At 70.5% G+C, this 14,222-nt stretch carries 17 protein-coding genes; 9 read left to right on the forward strand and 8 right to left on the reverse strand.

The window, feature by feature from the left end; genetic code table 11:
- Positions 1–5: 5 nt before the first annotated feature.
- The 4 genes from ACIRSS_RS14005 to ACIRSS_RS14020 are packed head-to-tail and all read right to left on the reverse strand — an operon-like array spanning position 6 to position 3,317.
- Positions 6–890 (reverse strand): ABC transporter substrate-binding protein, encoded by an 885-nt coding sequence (locus ACIRSS_RS14005; protein WP_400894493.1) that lies wholly within the window; start codon positions 888–890, stop codon positions 6–8.
- Positions 887–1,570, reverse strand: a complete 684-nt coding sequence (locus ACIRSS_RS14010; protein ID WP_400894495.1) for an ABC transporter permease — start codon at positions 1,568–1,570, stop codon at positions 887–889. Before ACIRSS_RS14010 ends, ACIRSS_RS14005 begins: the two co-directional genes overlap by 4 nt.
- Complete coding sequence (locus tag ACIRSS_RS14015; protein WP_400894497.1) at positions 1,567–2,235, reverse strand: ABC transporter permease; 669 nt, start codon at positions 2,233–2,235, stop codon at positions 1,567–1,569. Before ACIRSS_RS14015 ends, ACIRSS_RS14010 begins: the two co-directional genes overlap by 4 nt.
- Positions 2,232–3,317: an ABC transporter ATP-binding protein gene (locus ACIRSS_RS14020; RefSeq protein ID WP_400894499.1), complete on the reverse strand. Its 1,086-nt coding sequence runs from the start codon at positions 3,315–3,317 to the stop codon at positions 2,232–2,234. Before ACIRSS_RS14020 ends, ACIRSS_RS14015 begins: the two co-directional genes overlap by 4 nt.
- Positions 3,318–3,410: 93 nt before the next feature.
- Here ACIRSS_RS14020 and ACIRSS_RS14025 point away from each other — a divergent pair, with 93 nt between their 5' ends.
- Positions 3,411–4,820 carry a bis-aminopropyl spermidine synthase family protein gene (locus ACIRSS_RS14025; RefSeq protein WP_400894501.1) on the forward strand — a complete coding sequence of 470 codons (1,410 nt, stop codon included), beginning with the start codon at positions 3,411–3,413 and terminating at the stop codon, positions 4,818–4,820.
- 53 nt (positions 4,821–4,873) lie between these two features.
- Here the strand turns inward: ACIRSS_RS14025 and ACIRSS_RS14030 are convergent, their stop codons facing one another.
- Positions 4,874–6,055, reverse strand: a complete 1,182-nt coding sequence (locus ACIRSS_RS14030) for an NADP-dependent malic enzyme (protein WP_400894503.1) — start codon at positions 6,053–6,055, stop codon at positions 4,874–4,876.
- A 362-nt stretch (positions 6,056–6,417) separates the two neighbouring features.
- Here ACIRSS_RS14030 and ACIRSS_RS14035 point away from each other — a divergent pair, with 362 nt between their 5' ends.
- The 3 genes from ACIRSS_RS14035 to ACIRSS_RS14045 are packed head-to-tail and all read left to right on the forward strand — an operon-like array spanning position 6,418 to position 7,922.
- Positions 6,418–7,023: a dTDP-4-dehydrorhamnose 3,5-epimerase family protein gene (locus tag ACIRSS_RS14035; protein ID WP_400894505.1), complete on the forward strand. Its 606-nt coding sequence runs from the start codon at positions 6,418–6,420 to the stop codon at positions 7,021–7,023.
- Positions 7,024–7,077: 54 nt separating this feature from the next.
- On the forward strand, positions 7,078–7,491 hold the full coding sequence (locus ACIRSS_RS14040; protein WP_400894507.1) for an SRPBCC family protein: 414 nt from the start codon (positions 7,078–7,080) through the stop codon (positions 7,489–7,491).
- Positions 7,488–7,922 (forward strand): MarR family winged helix-turn-helix transcriptional regulator, encoded by a 435-nt coding sequence (locus tag ACIRSS_RS14045; protein ID WP_400894509.1) that lies wholly within the window; start codon positions 7,488–7,490, stop codon positions 7,920–7,922. Before ACIRSS_RS14040 ends, ACIRSS_RS14045 begins: the two co-directional genes overlap by 4 nt.
- Here ACIRSS_RS14045 and ACIRSS_RS14050 read toward each other — a convergent pair.
- Positions 7,912–9,522: a GMC oxidoreductase gene (locus ACIRSS_RS14050; protein ID WP_400894511.1), complete on the reverse strand. Its 1,611-nt coding sequence runs from the start codon at positions 9,520–9,522 to the stop codon at positions 7,912–7,914. The two genes, ACIRSS_RS14045 and ACIRSS_RS14050, sit on opposite strands and share 11 nt — an antisense overlap.
- 136 nt (positions 9,523–9,658) lie before the next feature.
- Between ACIRSS_RS14050 and ACIRSS_RS14055 the strand changes: the two genes are divergently transcribed.
- Positions 9,659–10,315: a hypothetical protein gene (locus ACIRSS_RS14055; protein ID WP_400894513.1), complete on the forward strand. Its 657-nt coding sequence runs from the start codon at positions 9,659–9,661 to the stop codon at positions 10,313–10,315.
- On the opposite strand, the gene ACIRSS_RS14060 is transcribed toward ACIRSS_RS14055, so the two are convergent.
- Positions 10,312–10,785, reverse strand: coding sequence for a hotdog fold domain-containing protein (locus ACIRSS_RS14060; protein ID WP_400894515.1), 474 nt, complete (start codon positions 10,783–10,785; stop codon positions 10,312–10,314). The two genes, ACIRSS_RS14055 and ACIRSS_RS14060, sit on opposite strands and share 4 nt — an antisense overlap.
- 83 nt (positions 10,786–10,868) lie before the next feature.
- On the opposite strand from ACIRSS_RS14060, the gene ACIRSS_RS14065 reads away from it, so the two are divergent.
- Both ACIRSS_RS14065 and ACIRSS_RS14070 read left to right on the forward strand, forming a co-directional pair.
- Positions 10,869–11,459, forward strand: coding sequence for an acid phosphatase (locus tag ACIRSS_RS14065; RefSeq protein ID WP_400894517.1), 591 nt, complete (start codon positions 10,869–10,871; stop codon positions 11,457–11,459).
- A gap of 1 nt (position 11,460) precedes the next feature.
- A complete protein-coding gene (locus ACIRSS_RS14070) occupies positions 11,461–11,943 on the forward strand; it encodes a GNAT family N-acetyltransferase (protein ID WP_400894519.1) in 483 nt (160 codons plus the stop codon).
- Here the strand turns inward: ACIRSS_RS14070 and ACIRSS_RS14075 are convergent.
- Positions 11,940–12,407 carry a hypothetical protein gene (locus tag ACIRSS_RS14075; RefSeq protein WP_400894521.1) on the reverse strand — a complete coding sequence of 156 codons (468 nt, stop codon included), beginning with the start codon at positions 12,405–12,407 and terminating at the stop codon, positions 11,940–11,942. The two genes, ACIRSS_RS14070 and ACIRSS_RS14075, sit on opposite strands and share 4 nt — an antisense overlap.
- A gap of 311 nt (positions 12,408–12,718) precedes the next feature.
- Here ACIRSS_RS14075 and ACIRSS_RS14080 point away from each other — a divergent pair, with 311 nt between their 5' ends.
- Together ACIRSS_RS14080 and ACIRSS_RS14085 are read left to right on the forward strand one after the other, a co-directional pair.
- Entirely contained in the window at positions 12,719–13,645 is a 927-nt protein-coding gene (locus ACIRSS_RS14080; RefSeq protein WP_400894523.1) for a diacylglycerol/lipid kinase family protein, read from the forward strand.
- 274 nt (positions 13,646–13,919) lie between these two features.
- Positions 13,920–14,174 (forward strand): WhiB family transcriptional regulator, encoded by a 255-nt coding sequence (locus ACIRSS_RS14085; RefSeq protein ID WP_072481920.1) that lies wholly within the window; start codon positions 13,920–13,922, stop codon positions 14,172–14,174.
- Positions 14,175–14,222 lie beyond the last annotated feature (48 nt).

Below are 14,222 nucleotides of genomic sequence, written 5' to 3' on the forward strand. Positions count from 1 at the left end.
CCCGGCTAGGACTTCAGGTTGTTGCGCGCCAGGAAGTCCTCGGCGATGTCCAGCGGATTGCGCTTCTTCTCGGTGAACTCGACGTTCAGCTCGGTCAGCTGCTCGGTCGTCAACGCCGCCGAGACCCGGTTCAGCGCGGTCACCTCGGACGGCGACAACGTCCCGCGCGCCACCAGCGGCACGATGTTCTGCGCCGGGAACATGTTCTTGTCGTCGACCAGCGGCACGAACCCGTTCGCCGCGATCGTCGACGACGTGCTGAACAGGTCCGCCACCTGGACATCGCCCGAGTTCAGGGCGGCCACCGTCACCGGGCCGCCCGTGTCCGTGGTGCGGATCTCCTTGAACTCGCAGCCGTAGAGCGTCTTGATCTTGTCCTTCCAGCGGCTGCTCCACTGGCCGGGCCCGCCGAACACGAGGTCGCGGCAGCGGCGCCCCAGATCCGAGAACGTCTTGACGCCCGAAGAAGCCAGCTGCGGTCCGACGACGAGCAGGTCCTTGTCCTCGGCCGGCGCCTGGTCCAGGACCTCGAACCCCGCGGGGATCTTCTGCCGCAGCTGCGCGTAGACGTCCTGGGACGTCGTCGCGGTGGTCTCCTTGTCGAAGTACCGCAACAGGTTCCCGCTGTAGTCCGGCACCACCGACAGCGACTTGTCCTGCAGCGCCTTGACGACGACCTCGCGGCTGCCGACCGGCGGCCGGACCGTCACGTTCGAGGCACCGGCGTCCCGGAGCGCCCCGGCGTAGATCTGGGCCAGCAGCAGGCTTTCCCCGACGTCGGACGCGCCGATGATGATGTCGCCGGACGCGCCACCCTCGCCGCCGCCCGCCAGCGGGTTGCCGCAACCGGCCACCAAGACCAACGCCGCCAACACGACCAGCCGTTTCACGCCGCCACCTTCTTCACGGCCGCCGCGAGCCGGACGCCCCGCGGCACCAAAGCGCGGTTCAGCAAGGAAAAGAGCAGATCCAGGACGATCGCGAGCGCCGTCGTCAGCAACGCGCCCGCGATGACCTCGGAATAGTCCAAAATGGCCAGTCCGTCGAGCAGGAACCGGCCCAGGCCACCGAGTCCGACGTACGCGGCCACCGCGGCGGTCGCGACGAGCTGGAGCACGGCGTTGCGGATGCCGCCGAGCACGAGCGGCAGCGAGATCGGCACCTCGACCTGCCACAGCCGCTGCCAGCCGGTCATCCCGATGCCCTGGGCGGCGTCGACGACGCCGTGGTCGGTCGCCTGCAGCCCGGCGTACGTGCCGGCCAGGATCGGTGGCACCGCCAGCACGACGAGCCCGATGATCGTCGAGGTGACGCTTTCGGTGAAGAGCAGGAACAGGAACGTCACGAGCCCCAGCGTCGGCAGCGCGCGGATCACGTTGCCCGCGCCCACCAGCACGACTCCGCCGCGTCCGGTGTGGCCGACGAACAGTCCCAGCGGGACAGCGATGACCAACGCGATCACCAGCGACAAAGCTGTGTAGCCCAGGTGTTCCAGCAGCCGCTGCGGGATGCCGTCCGGGCCGGACCAGTGCGCCGGGTCGCCGAACCAGTGGAAGAGATCGGTGATCACGCGGCACTCACCCGTTCCCACGGCGTCAAGAGGTTGCGCAGCAACACCAGCACCAGGTCCACGACCAGCGCGAGCACCAGCGTCAGCACGATGCCGACGACGATCGGCGAGAAGTACTCGCGCTGGAACCCGTCGGTGAACAGCACGCCGAGGCCGCCGGTGCCGATCAGCGCGCCGACGCTGACCAGGCTGATGTTGCTGACCGACGCCACCCGCACGCCGGCCGCCAGGACCGGCACGGACAGCGGCAGCTCGACGGCGAAGAACCGGCGCACCGGCTTGTACCCGACGGCGGTCGCGGCGGCGGTCACCGGCGGCGGCACGGCGTCCAGCGCGTCGAGCACCGGGCGGACCAGCAGCGCCGTGGTGTAGATCGTCAGCGCGACGACGACGTTGACGCTGTCGAGGATCTTCGACCCGATCAGGCCGGGGATGACGACGAACAGCGCCAGCGACGGGATCGTGTAGAGCAGGTTGGCCAGCACCATCAGCACCTGCCGGGCGGCCCGCCAGCGGTGGCCGAGCCAGCCGGCGGCGATCGCCAGGACGATGCCCAGGACCAGCGGGAGCAGCGCCAGGTAGACGTGGTCGCCCAGGTCACCGAGGATTTCGGCGCGCGTGTTCCCGCTGCTCAGGTACTGCCCGAGCTCGTCGAAGAAGCTCATGACGCCTGGGGCGTCGCCTCGATCACGTCCAGCACTTGCCTCGCGACCACGCCGCCGAGGACGCGGTGGTCTTCGTCGACGACCACACCGAGGCTGGCCGGCGACGAGAGGGCGGCGTCGAGGGCGCCGCGGATCGGGGTGCCGTGGATCCACAGCGAGCCGCCGGCGACGAGGTCGTCTTCGGCCAGCGGACCGTCCACAGTGGAGTTCGGCGGCAGCCAGCCGCGGGGCTGCTTGTCCGCGTTGACGCCGAGCCGCCAGCCGTCGCTCGCCGGGACCGGCGTGCCGAGCTCGACCAGCTCGATCTCCTTGACCTCGACGCCGTCGGCGGAGAGGAAGGACAGGCCGCGGTAGCCGCGGTCGCGGCCGACGAACGACGCGACGAAGTCGTCCACCGGGTGGCGCAGCACATCGGCGGGCGTGCCGTACTGGGCGAGCTTGCCGCCGACGCGCATCACCGCGACCTTGTCGCCGAGCCGGACGGCCTCGTCGATGTCGTGGGTGACGAACACGATGGTCTTGCCCAGCTGCGACTGCAGCCGCAGCAGCTCGTTCTGCAGGTCTTCGCGCACGATCGGGTCGACCGCGGAGAACGGCTCGTCCATCAGCAGCACCGGCGAGTCCGCGGCGAGCGCGCGGGCGACGCCGACGCGCTGCTGCTGGCCGCCCGAGAGCTGGGCCGGGTACCGCTTGCCGAGCTCAACCGGCAGGCCGATGGTCTCCAGCAGCTCGGCCGCCCGCTTGCGCGCCTTCGCCTTGTCCCAGCCCGACAACAGGGGCACGGTGGCGATGTTGTCCAGCACCGTCCTATGTGGAAAAAGACCGGCGTGCTGGATGACGTAGCCGATGCCGCGGCGCAGCAGCGCCGGGTCGCCCTCGGCGACGTCCTTGCCGTCCAGCAGCACCTGCCCGCCGGTCGGCTCGACCATCCGGTTGATCATGCGCAGCGACGTCGTCTTCCCGCAGCCGGACGGGCCGACGAACACGGTGATCGTGCCGTCCTCGACCGTCAGGTTCAGCTTGTCGACGGCGACCGTCCCATCCGGATACTGCTTGGTCACGTCGCGGAATTCGATGGTCACTTGCCCACTCCCCATGTCCGGTGGAATCGACCGTAGCCGAGTCCGCGGCGGTTGGCACGGTGTTCCGAGGGGTGGCTACTAGGCTCGTAGCCCGTGAAGGCACTCGACGACGTCCTCGCCGCGCACGGTGTCGGCGTCCGCCCGCTGTACCGCGTCATCGACCTCCTGCGCACCGGTGACCACGACCTCGGCGAGCTGGTGCGGCTGTCCACCGCGCCGCGCCGCAGCGTCGAGGACGTCCTCGCCGCGCTCGGCGACGACCTCGACCGCAGCGGCGACCGGCTGCGGATCTCCCCCGGCGTCGCCGCCGCGTACCTCCAGTACAGCGCGCCCCGCTACGCCGACCCGCTCGACGAAGCCGTCGCGAACCACGACCTGCTGCCGAAAGTCGCCGAGTGGGTGGCCGAGGTGCCGCCGCCGCTGGCCGCGCTGGACCACGTGCAGGCGACGCCGGAGACCGTGCTGCGCCGCGCGCTGTGGCTGGACGCGCGCTACGACCTCGCGTCGGCGCGGCTGCTGTTCCTCGGGGACCACGACCTGACGTCGCTGGCCCTGCGCGCGGTCTGCCCGGCGGCGTCCCTGACGGTCGTCGACCTCGACGAGCGCGTGCTCGCCTACCTCGACGACCGCGGCGGCCGTGAGATCGCGACCGCGCACGCGGACCTGCGCGTCGGCCTGCCGCCGGCCGTCACCGGCGGCTTCGACCTGGTGTTCAGCGACCCGCCGTACACGCCGGAAGGCATGGGCCTGTTCGCGGCGCGCGGGGTGCAGGCGCTGCGGAACCCGAGCGAGGGACGGCTGCTGTTCGCCTACGGCTACAGCCCCCGGCACCCGGCGCTGGGCGCGCAGGTGCAGCGGTCGCTGGCCACACTCGGGCTGACGTTCGAGGCGATCCTGCCGGACTTCAACCGCTACTTCGGCGCGCAGGCGATCGGCAGCGCGGCCGACCTGTACGTCTGCCAGCCGACGGCGAAGGCCAAGAAGGTCCGCGCGGGCAAGGCGATCTACACGCACGGACCGCAGTCGGTGGAGGCGGCCGGGACGAAGCCGGCGCTGCTGGAGAAGCTGAAGGAGATCGCGGGGGCCGGCGGGCTCGCGCTGGAGTCGCGGCCGGTGGACTGGTCGATCTCCGGCCCGGAGGGCGACGCGGTCGCGATGGACCTCTCGGCCGACCCGGGCCCGTGGCTGCTGCGCACCTTACTGGGTACGAACGCGCGCCGGCTCGCGCTGCTCGTCCCGAACGCGCACCCGGACCTGGCGGACCAGGCGTCGCAGGAGGCGCTGGCGTCCCTCGTCCGGGGCAAGTACGCGCTGCGGTACCTGCGGAGCACGCCGGACAACCGGCACGCGGTGGTGGTCGCGGACGCGGTCGAGCACCAGGACGAGGTCCTGACCCGCGCCCACGCCCGTCTGGCGAACGTCTCCCTGGACGTCCCGGAAGACCTGACGGACCTGCGCCTGGTCGACGTCCCCCGCCACCGCCTGGCCGACATCCTGGGGTGAAAGCGTCAAGGCCACCTTACGACGTAAGGTGGCCTTGACGCTTTCAGAACCTGCTACGCCGTGACGCCGTCGGCTTCCGCGGCCTTCGCCACCGCGGCCGCGACCTCCGGGGCCACCCGCGGGTCGAGCGGCGAGGGGACGATCCGGTCCGCGCCCAGGTCGTCCATCGCCACCGACACGATCGCCTCGGCGGCCGCCAGCTTCATGCCCTCGGTGATCGCCCGCGCGCCGGAGTCCAGCGCGCCGCGGAACACGCCGGGGAACGCCAGCACGTTGTTGATCTGGTTCGGGAAGTCGCTGCGCCCGGTGGCCACGATCGACGCATACCGCGCGGCCACGTCCGGGTGAACTTCCGGGTCCGGGTTGGACAGCGCGAAGACGATGCCGCCGCCCGCCATCCGGCCGAGCAGGGACTCGTCGATCGTCGCGCCGGACAGGCCGAGGAACACGTCGGCGCCTTCGAGCGCCTCCGCCAGGCCGCCCTTCAGGCCGGCCTTGTTCGTCGTCGCGGCCAGGCGCTCCTTGACCGGGTTCAGGCCGTCGCGCCCGGAGTGGATGATGCCGCGCGAGTCGAGGACGGTGACGTCGCCGATGCCGGCCTCCTGCAGGATCCGGGCGCACGCGACCCCCGCCGCGCCGGCGCCGGAGACGACGACGCGCTGGTCGGCGATCGCCCGGTCGAGGACCAGGTTCGCGCCGCGCAGGGCGGCCAGCGTGACGATCGCCGTGCCGTGCTGGTCGTCGTGCATGACCGGGCAGTCGAGCGCCTCCTTGAGCTTGTCCTCCAGCTCGAAGCACCGCGGCGCGGAGACGTCCTCCAGGTTGACGGCCCCGTAGGACGGCCGCAGCCGCACCAGCGTCTCGACGATCTCGTCGACGTCGGTGGTGTCCAGCACCAGCGGGATCGAGTCGAGCCCGCCGAAGGTCTTGAACAGGACCGACTTGCCCTCCATGACCGGCAGCGACGCGCTCGCGCCGATGTCACCGAGGCCGAGCACCGCCGTCCCGTCGCTCACCACGACGACGAGCCGGTCCGCCCACGTGTACCGCTTCGCCTTGACGGCGTCCTCGGCGATCGCGCGGCTCACCTTCGCCACCCCCGGGGTGTACGCGATCGAAAGGTCACGCGGGCTGGCAATCGGGCGGGTCGCCGCCACCGAGAGCTTGCCGCCCTCGTGCCCGGTGAAGATCTCTTCGTCGGTGACCGGCGCTCCGGCACCGGTGGGGTCGCTCATGGGGATTCCTGTCGTCGTTTCCGTCATTCCCCCAGTGGGAATGACGGAACTCGCGGATCGGACTTGGGTCACTGGAATTTCTCCTGGGCATGCGAGCGGGGGACCACGGCGAGCGGGGAAAACCCGTGGTTTCTTCCTCCGGCACGGCAGCCCAGCGCGGTAGCGCCGGCCTGTCGGCGAGGCGTCACGTCGGCCATCGGTGCCGTGGGTCTGGCGATGGCCGCGGACGCGGCGGTCCACTCATTGTGACAGGTCCGGTCCGGAAGGGGACCCCTCGGTGCGGCTGATGTCACATCGGACCCCTATTCCGGCAATTGCCAAGACGTCCGTTCGGTTTTTTAGCCGCCCGATAAGGTGACGCCATGGAATTCCGCCGGCTGAGCGTCCCGGACGCCTTCGAGTTCTCCCCCCGGGCGTTCCCCGACGAGCGGGGCCTGTTCGTGGCCCCCTTCCAGGAGGAGGTCCTGCGCGAGGCGACCGGGCACCCCCTGCGGCTCGCGCAGGCGAACCACAGCGTGTCCCGGCGGGGCGCGATCCGCGGCATCCACTTCGCCGACACGCCTCCCGGACAGGCGAAGTACATCTACTGCGCGCGCGGCTCGCTGCTCGACGTCGTCGTCGACATCCGCGTCGGCTCGCCGACGTTCGGCACCTGGGACGCCGTCCAGCTCGACTCGGCCCGGTACAACGCCGCGTACCTCGCCGAAGGCCTCGGACACGGCTTCATCGCCCTCGAGGACGACACCGTGATGGCCTACCTGTGCTCCGAGGGCTACAACCCGACGGGCGAGCACGGCATCACCCCGCTCGACCCGGCACTCGGCCTGCCCTGGCCCGCGGACATCGAGCCGATCCTGTCCGAGAAGGACCGCACCGCTCCGACGCTGGCCGAGGCCCTGGAGCAGGGCCTGCTGCCGTCGTACCAGGACTGCGTCGCGTACTACGACAAGCTGCGCTCCGCGCACTGATTTCATCGATCAGACCTCTGGCGTCGATAGGCTGCGCGCATATAGTATGCGCGCATGGCACTTTACGAGTACGAGCACAGCGAGACCTCGACCGCCCCCGCCGCCGCGATCTGGCCGCTCTGGGCCGACACCGGCCGCTGGCCCGAGTGGGACGCGGGCGTCCGCTCGGTGGTCCTGGACGGGACCTTCACCGTCGGGACGAGCGGGACCATGACGATGGACGGCATGCCGCCGATCCCGTTCACCCTGACCGAGGTCACCGAGGGCCGGAGCTTCACCGACGAGACCCGGCTGCCGGACGCGTTCCTGCGGTTCGAGCACGTCCTGACCGACGTCGACGGCGGCACGCGGATCACCTACCGCGTCACCATCGACGGGCCTGAGGGCTTCGGTCCGCAGGTGACCGAAGACACTCCCGACGCGATGCGCGCGCTGGCACGTCTGGCCGAGGCAAGCTTGCGGGTATGACCGCCCCCGAGTCCCGCCTGCCGGGTCCCGAGCGCAGCCCCGGCTTCCTGCTGTGGCGCGTGACGCTGGCCTGGCAGCGGGCGATGCGGGCCGCGCTGGCCCCGCACGACCTCACGCACGTCCAGTTCGTCCTGCTCACGACCACCTGGTGGCTCACCCGCTCGGGCGAGCCACCGACCCAGCGGCAGCTGGCCGAGCAGGCCGGCACGGACACGATGATGACCAGCCAGGTCGTCCGGAAGCTGGCCGACCGGGGACTGCTGGCCCGCGCCGACGACCCGGCGGACGCGCGCGCGAAGCGCCTCGAAGTCACCCCGGCCGGCCTGGACCTGGTCGCGAAGGCCCTGAAGGACGTCGAAGCGGCCGACGCGTCCTTCTTCGAAGGCGTCGGCGACGACTTCACCGACTCGCTCGCGAAGCTCAGCCCCTGAGGTCCTCGGCGAGCACGCGCTCGATGTTGCGCTCGGCCAGGGCCGTGATCGTCACGAACGGGTTGACGCCGGTGCTGCCCGGGATGAGCGAGCCGTCCGTGACGTACAGGTTCCGGTAGCCCTTGACCCGGCCGTAGTCGTCGGTCGCCTCACCGAGCACCAGGCCGCCCAGCGGGTGGTAGGTGAAGCGGTCCTCGAACGTGCGCGTGTCGCCGAACAGGTCGTAGCGGTAGATCGTCTTGTTCGCCCGGTTGATCTTGTCGAACAGCGCCTTCGCGGCGTCGATCGACGGCTGCCCCTGCGACGCCGTCCAGTGCAGCTTCGCCGAGTCGCTGGCGGCGTCGTAGGTGAAGTGCCCGCGTTCGGGGTTCTTCGTGATCGCCAGGTACAGGCTGACCCACGTCTCCAGACCGGCGGGCACCGGCGCGATCTCGGCGAACGCGGGGTGCACGGGGTCGGCCCAGTTGTCGATGCCGAGCGCGGGCATGCCCGATTGCAGGCTGCCGGTGGTGTCCCACACGTGGTTCGCGCGGCCGCACATGACGTTCCCGTTCGTGCCCCAGCCCTGTCCGATTGCGTCGTTCAGCTCGGGCAGCCGTCCGGTCTCGCGGGCGCGCAGCAGCAGTTCGGTCGAGCCGACGCTGCCGGCGCCGAGGAACAGGTACTTCGTGTTCACGTGCCGCGTGCCCAGGACGGTGCCGTGCTCGTCGATCTCGCGGACGACCAGCGTGTACGTGCCGTCCGGCTGCCGGAGGATCTCGCGGACCTCGCGCAGCGTCTCGATGGTCACGTTGCCCGTGCCGAGCGCGGCGGCGAGGTAGGACTTGTCGAGCGAGCGCTTCCCGTGGTTGTTCCCGTAGATGACCTCGGACGCGTCCGCCGAGCGCGGGACTTCGCCTGCCTCTTCGCGCCGCAGGTAGTCGACGTTGTATACGGTGGATACAAAGGTCGTGTCGAAGCCCGCCTTGCGCGCGGCCTTCCGCGAGACGCGCGCGTACTGGTACGACCGGCACGTCTCGAACCAGTCCGGGTCGACGACGTTCACGCCGAGCGCCGCGTTCGCCCGCGGGAAGTACTTGCCGTACATCTCGCCGGCGTCGACGCGCGGCAGGATCTCCTCGAAGTACGACCGCTTCGGCGTCACGGCCATCGCGCCGTTGACCAGCGACCCGCCGCCGACGCCGCGGCCGAGGTACACCGCCATGTCGCCGTAGCTCACCCGGTCGAGCACGCCGGCGTACCGCCCGATGTCGCGGTTGGCCAGGTCGAGCCAGAGGAACGACGCCAGCGGCGCCTCGGTGCGGTCCTTGAACCACATCGCCCGCTCGTCCGGCGCGAGCATCGAGCAGAACACCTTGCCGTCGGCGCCGGGCGTGGTCCACAGCTTGCCCATCTCGAGCATCAGCGTCGGGATCCCGGCTTCACCGAGCCGCAACGCCGTGACGGCGGCGCCGTAGCCGGTGCCGATGACCACCGCCGGCGAGTACTCCGGGAGCGGCGACGCGGCCGCGGGCCGCGTCGAAACCGTGGTCAGCCCGAGGGCGGCGGCGGAGTTCAGGGCGGCGAGGCCGAGGAACCGGCGGCGGGAGAAGGCAGACATGGTCCCGAGCATGCCCGACATCGGTAAACAGTGTTAACTATTCAGAACGCGTTTCACCCGGTCGAGGGAAATTCCGGACTTCCCCTGGGGGCGATCCCGGATGTCCGCGCCCGGCGGCGCGAGCAAGCTCACCGGCATGAAACTTCTCGCACTGGGGGCGGCCGCGGTCGCCGTGGCCGCGCTGGGGGTCGTGCCCGGGACGGCGTCCGCGGACGAGCTGCCGGTCTTCGACTTCACCGACTGCCCGGCACCGCCCGCGAACGCCGACCCGGGCACGTGGCGTTGCGAAGCCTTTGTCTCGCAAGGAAAACTGACCATCCACGACCGAGAGGTCCCGCTCGGGGAGATACGGCTGACGTTCAGCGAAGGCCGGGTGAACGGCCAGTACGCGCAGGTGTTCGGCACGCTGCGGCACGAGCCGGTGCGCGTCCCCGGCCTGGCGGGCACGACGCTCCAGCTGCGCTACGGCGGGTACTCGGACTTCCTGAGCAACGACGACCGGCGCGGCGAACTGGACGTCTACGCCGTGCTGCGGCACCCGTTGCTGCGCAAGGACTGCCGGCTCGGCGTCATGCACACGGTCGTCCACGACGACCCGGCGGTGCCGCCGACGGTCATCACGAAAACGCCGCCGACCATGCACTTCGGCGTCGTGGACCCGGATCTCGCCATCCCCGCGACCACCGGGTGCGGCCCGCTGGGCAAGCTCGTCGACCGGCGGCTGGGCCTGCCGTCGCCGTCCGGCGAGAACACGTTCCACCAGACGACCTACGTGCAGTACAAGCCGCTCTAACGCTTCTTCGGCGTCACCCAGATCGTGATCGTCCCGGTGACCACGGGCTTGCCGCTCGTGTCCGAAATGGTCACCGGGACGGGCAGCTCGAAGCCCTCGTCGCCGAACTCCGGCAGCTCGGGCAACGAGGCCACGGCACGCAGGCCCGTCTCGGCCTTGGCGACGTACTGGACGGTCATGCCCTTCGGCAGCCAGCGGTGCGTGCCGGGAACCGTCGCCTCGGCGAGCATGCCCATCGCGATCTCGGCGAGGTTGCACGCGGCGATCGCGTGGAAGGTGCGGATGTGGTTGTAGACACCCCACCACTTCGGCGCGGTGACTTCGCAGTGACCGGGCCGCAGCTCGCGTACCGACGGCAGCACCGTGCGGAAGTACGGCACGCGCAGGCACATCGCGGCGCTGAACAGCTGTTTCCCGCCCGGTTTCGCGGCCAGCTTGTGCCACAGCGCGAACGTCGGCGTGTCGGACATGGAGGTCTCCTCGAACTAAGCTACTGCTCAGTAGCTAAGCAGACGCCCGGCCGGGTGGCAAACCGCCGGATATATTCGCCCGTGTGGCGAACCGTCTCTTCCTCCTCCGGCACGGCCAGACCGAGTGGTCGGTGAACGGGCGGCACACCGGCCGCACCGACATCCCGCTGACGCCGGCCGGCGAGGGGCAGGCGCTGGCCGCCGGCGGCACGCTCCGGAGCCTCGTCGGCGGGCCGTCGCTGGTGCTGTCGAGCCCGCGGACCCGGGCGCTGCGGACGGCCGCGCTGGCCGGCCTGCGCGTCGACGAAGTCACCGAAGACCTGTCCGAATGGGACTACGGCGAGTACGAAGGCGTCACCACGCCGGAGATCCGCAAGACCGTGCCGGGCTGGACGGTCTGGACCCACCCGATCCCCGGCGGCGAAAGCGCTTCGCAGGTGTCCGACCGCGCGGACCGCGTGCTGGCGCGCGCCCGGCGTGACATCGAAGCCGGCGACGTGATCCTGGTCGGGCACGGGCACTTCAGCCGTGTGCTGGTGGCCCGCTGGATCGGCCTGCCCGCCACCGCCGGCGTCCACTTCGGACTCGACGCGGCCGGCATCGCGGTGCTCGGCGACGAGCGCGGCGAACCCCAGATCGAACACCTCAACCTGCCGCCCGCCCTGGAGGACTGACGTGCCCGACGACCGCATCCGCCGGATCCGCCCCGACGACGTCGAGGCGGCCGTCGGCCTGGCGTACGCGCTGGCCGACTACGAGCGCGCCCCGGACGAGTGCCACCTGACGGTCCCGCAGCTGCACGAGGCGCTGTTCGGCGAGGCACCGAAGCTGTTCGGGCACGTGGCCGAAGTGGACGGCGAGATCGCCGGCTTCGCGGTGTGGTTCCTCAACTACTCGACCTGGCGCGGGGTGCACGGGATCTACCTGGAGGACCTGTTCGTCCTGCCGTCGCACCGCGGGTCCGGCCTGGGCAAGGCCCTGCTGGCGGCGTTGGCGGCGGAGTGCGTCGAGAAGGGTTACGCGCGGCTCGAGTGGTCGGTGCTGGACTGGAACCCGGCGACGGAGTTCTACAAGGCGCTCGGCGCGGTCCCGATGGACGAGTGGACGGTCAACCGGCTGACCGACGAGCCCCTGAAGGCGCTGGCCGCCCAGGCCTAGTCTTCGGGGCCTTCACGCTCGGCGCGACGGCCCGCGAGACCACCTCGTTCGGCGGCTTCCGTCTCCGTCTCGCCTTCGCGCAGGTCCAGCGCCCAGGCCCGGGACGGCCGCCGGAACAGCAGGACCAGCGCCGCGATGCCGAACAGCGCGACCGGCACGCCCCACGCCGGCTCGCCCGACGGCCCGAGCAGGTACCAGCCGAGGCCGATCACGATCAGCGCGATCACCACGCCGGGCGAGCGCGCCCACGTCTGCCCGAGGACCAGCCCGGCCGACGCGGCCAGGAACGCCAGCGCCACCACGATGAACGTGCCCGACTCGACGTAGACGTTGTTGCCCGGCTGCGCGGGCGAGCCCAGTCCGTTCACCAGCACGACCACCCCGAACACCAGCAGGGCGAGCGACGGCACCGCGGTGACCGCGCCGGCCCAGCGGACCTCACGGGGAGCGGGCGAGAGCTTCACGGCGAGACCTTCCGGGGGTCCTTTGCGGGAGCACAGTGGACTCGACCAGGGCGAGTCACCGTGCGTGAGCTGATTCGATCGTATGCCACCCGGTCGGCCGTTTTCGCGGGACCGCCCGGGCGCTGAGAATTCAAGAGTCGTCGATGAGCGGGCGGTCGGCCCGGGTGCACTTGTCACGACGAGCGGACACTCGCACGTGAAGGAGGGCCGCCCGGCACAGGGTCTCGAAGGTGCTGTTCGTCAGGGTTGCGCCCGTCACCATGCGGGTCCGGAAGGTTCTCGGGCCGCCGGAAGTCACCTACCCTGCGGTGGTGCGCGCAATCCTCGTCGTGAACCCCCAGGCCACCTCGACCACCGCCGGTGGCCGGGACGTCCTGGCGCACGCCCTCGCCAGCCAGGTGAAGCTCGACGTGGTCGAAACGGACTACCGCGGCCACGCGATGGCCGTCGCGCGCTCGGCCGCGCGGGACGGCATCGACCTGGTCGTGGCACACGGCGGCGACGGCACGGTCAACGAGGTCGTCAACGGCCTGCTGGCCGACTCGGACGGTGACCCCACGCAGATAGGGCGCGTCCCGGCGTTGGGCGTCGTGCCCGGCGGCTCGGCCAACGTCTTCGCGCGCGCCCTCGGCATCTCTTCGGACCCGGTCGAGGCGACCCACCAGCTGCTGCACGCCCTGGAGAACGACCAATCGCGCCGGGTCGGGCTCGGCTTGGCCGACGGGCACTGGTTCACCTTCAACTCCGGCCTCGGCTGGGACGCCGACGTCGTCGGCCGCGTGGCGAAGCGCCGCGGCAAGCAGACGACCGCCGGCCTCTACATGCGGGCCGCCGTCCGCTCCTACTTCCGCCCGCCGCTCGGCCGGCCGACCCTCACCATCCGCGTCCCGGGCGAGGAACCCGCCGAGGCGTTGACCGCTTTCGTGTCGAACACCGATCCGTGGAGCTACCTGGGCGAGCGTCCGGTCCACCTCAACCCGGGTTGCTCGTTCGAGGCGGGATTGGGCCTGTTCGCGCTGAACGGTCTCGGGTTGCCCACGGTGTTCAAGCATGTACGCCGTGCTTTGGCTACGAAGAGCAACCAAAAAGGGAAACGTCTCGTGCGTCACGACGACGTGCCGATGATCCGCATCGACGCAGCTGAACCGGTAAACTTCCAGGTGGACGGCGACCTCGTCGGCCAGCGGACCAGAGTGGAATTCTTCAGCGTCCCGAACGCACTCACGGTAATCGTGTGACGACGGGACCGCTGATCGCCTGCGGCAAAGTGCAAGCTGCCGTTCGTCGACGCAGAAGCTCCACTCACCGCATCAGCCTTCCCTTCGAGTGGCTGTTTCGGAGAGAAACCGCAGGTCAGACGTGTCGCTCGGCCGGGTGAGCTGACTCACCGATCTTCCGGAAACCCTTGTCGAAAGCGGTGCTTCGTGAAAGCATTCACAAGCACCCGAAAACACGACCGCCATTGACGACTGTGGCGCGGCCCTCCCGCGCCATGTGAAGGAGCTCACGAACATGGACTGGCGCCACGACGCGGCCTGCCGAGACGAGGACCCCGAGCTGTTCTTCCCGGTGGGAACCAGCGGGCCGGCTCTGTCGCAGGTTGCTCAGGCGAAGGCCGTGTGCCACCGCTGCACCGTCGCTTCCGACTGCTTGGCCTGGGCTCTGGCCAGCGGCCAGGACGCCGGCGTGTGGGGCGGCATGAGCGAGGACGAGCGACGCGCGCTCAAGCGCCGCCGTACGCACATCGGCACGCGTACCAACGCCTGAACCTTTCAGATCAGCACAGCTCTCCACAGAAATACCCGAACCGCGGAG

It is taken from the genome of Amycolatopsis sp. NPDC101161 (genome assembly GCF_044768185.1).
Taxonomy (GTDB): Bacteria; Actinomycetota; Actinomycetes; order Mycobacteriales; family Pseudonocardiaceae; genus Amycolatopsis.

Bases quoted from the DNA above. Each gene is read 5' to 3' on its own strand.
- ACIRSS_RS14050 (WP_400894511.1), bottom strand. From the start codon at position 9,522: ATGTCTGCCTTCTCCCGCCGCCGGTTCCTCGGCCTCGCCGCCCTGAAC.
- ACIRSS_RS14030 (WP_400894503.1), bottom strand. From the start codon at position 6,055: ATGAGCGACCCCACCGGTGCCGGAGCGCCGGTCACCGACGAAGAGATC.
- ACIRSS_RS14085 (WP_072481920.1), top strand. From the start codon at position 13,920: ATGGACTGGCGCCACGACGCGGCCTGCCGAGACGAGGACCCCGAGCTG.
- ACIRSS_RS14045 (WP_400894509.1), top strand. From the start codon at position 7,488: ATGACCGCCCCCGAGTCCCGCCTGCCGGGTCCCGAGCGCAGCCCCGGC.
- ACIRSS_RS14040 (WP_400894507.1), top strand. From the start codon at position 7,078: ATGGCACTTTACGAGTACGAGCACAGCGAGACCTCGACCGCCCCCGCC.
- ACIRSS_RS14015 (WP_400894497.1), bottom strand. From the start codon at position 2,235: ATGAGCTTCTTCGACGAGCTCGGGCAGTACCTGAGCAGCGGGAACACG.
- ACIRSS_RS14060 (WP_400894515.1), bottom strand. From the start codon at position 10,785: ATGTCCGACACGCCGACGTTCGCGCTGTGGCACAAGCTGGCCGCGAAA.
- ACIRSS_RS14035 (WP_400894505.1), top strand. From the start codon at position 6,418: ATGGAATTCCGCCGGCTGAGCGTCCCGGACGCCTTCGAGTTCTCCCCC.
- ACIRSS_RS14055 (WP_400894513.1), top strand. From the start codon at position 9,659: ATGAAACTTCTCGCACTGGGGGCGGCCGCGGTCGCCGTGGCCGCGCTG.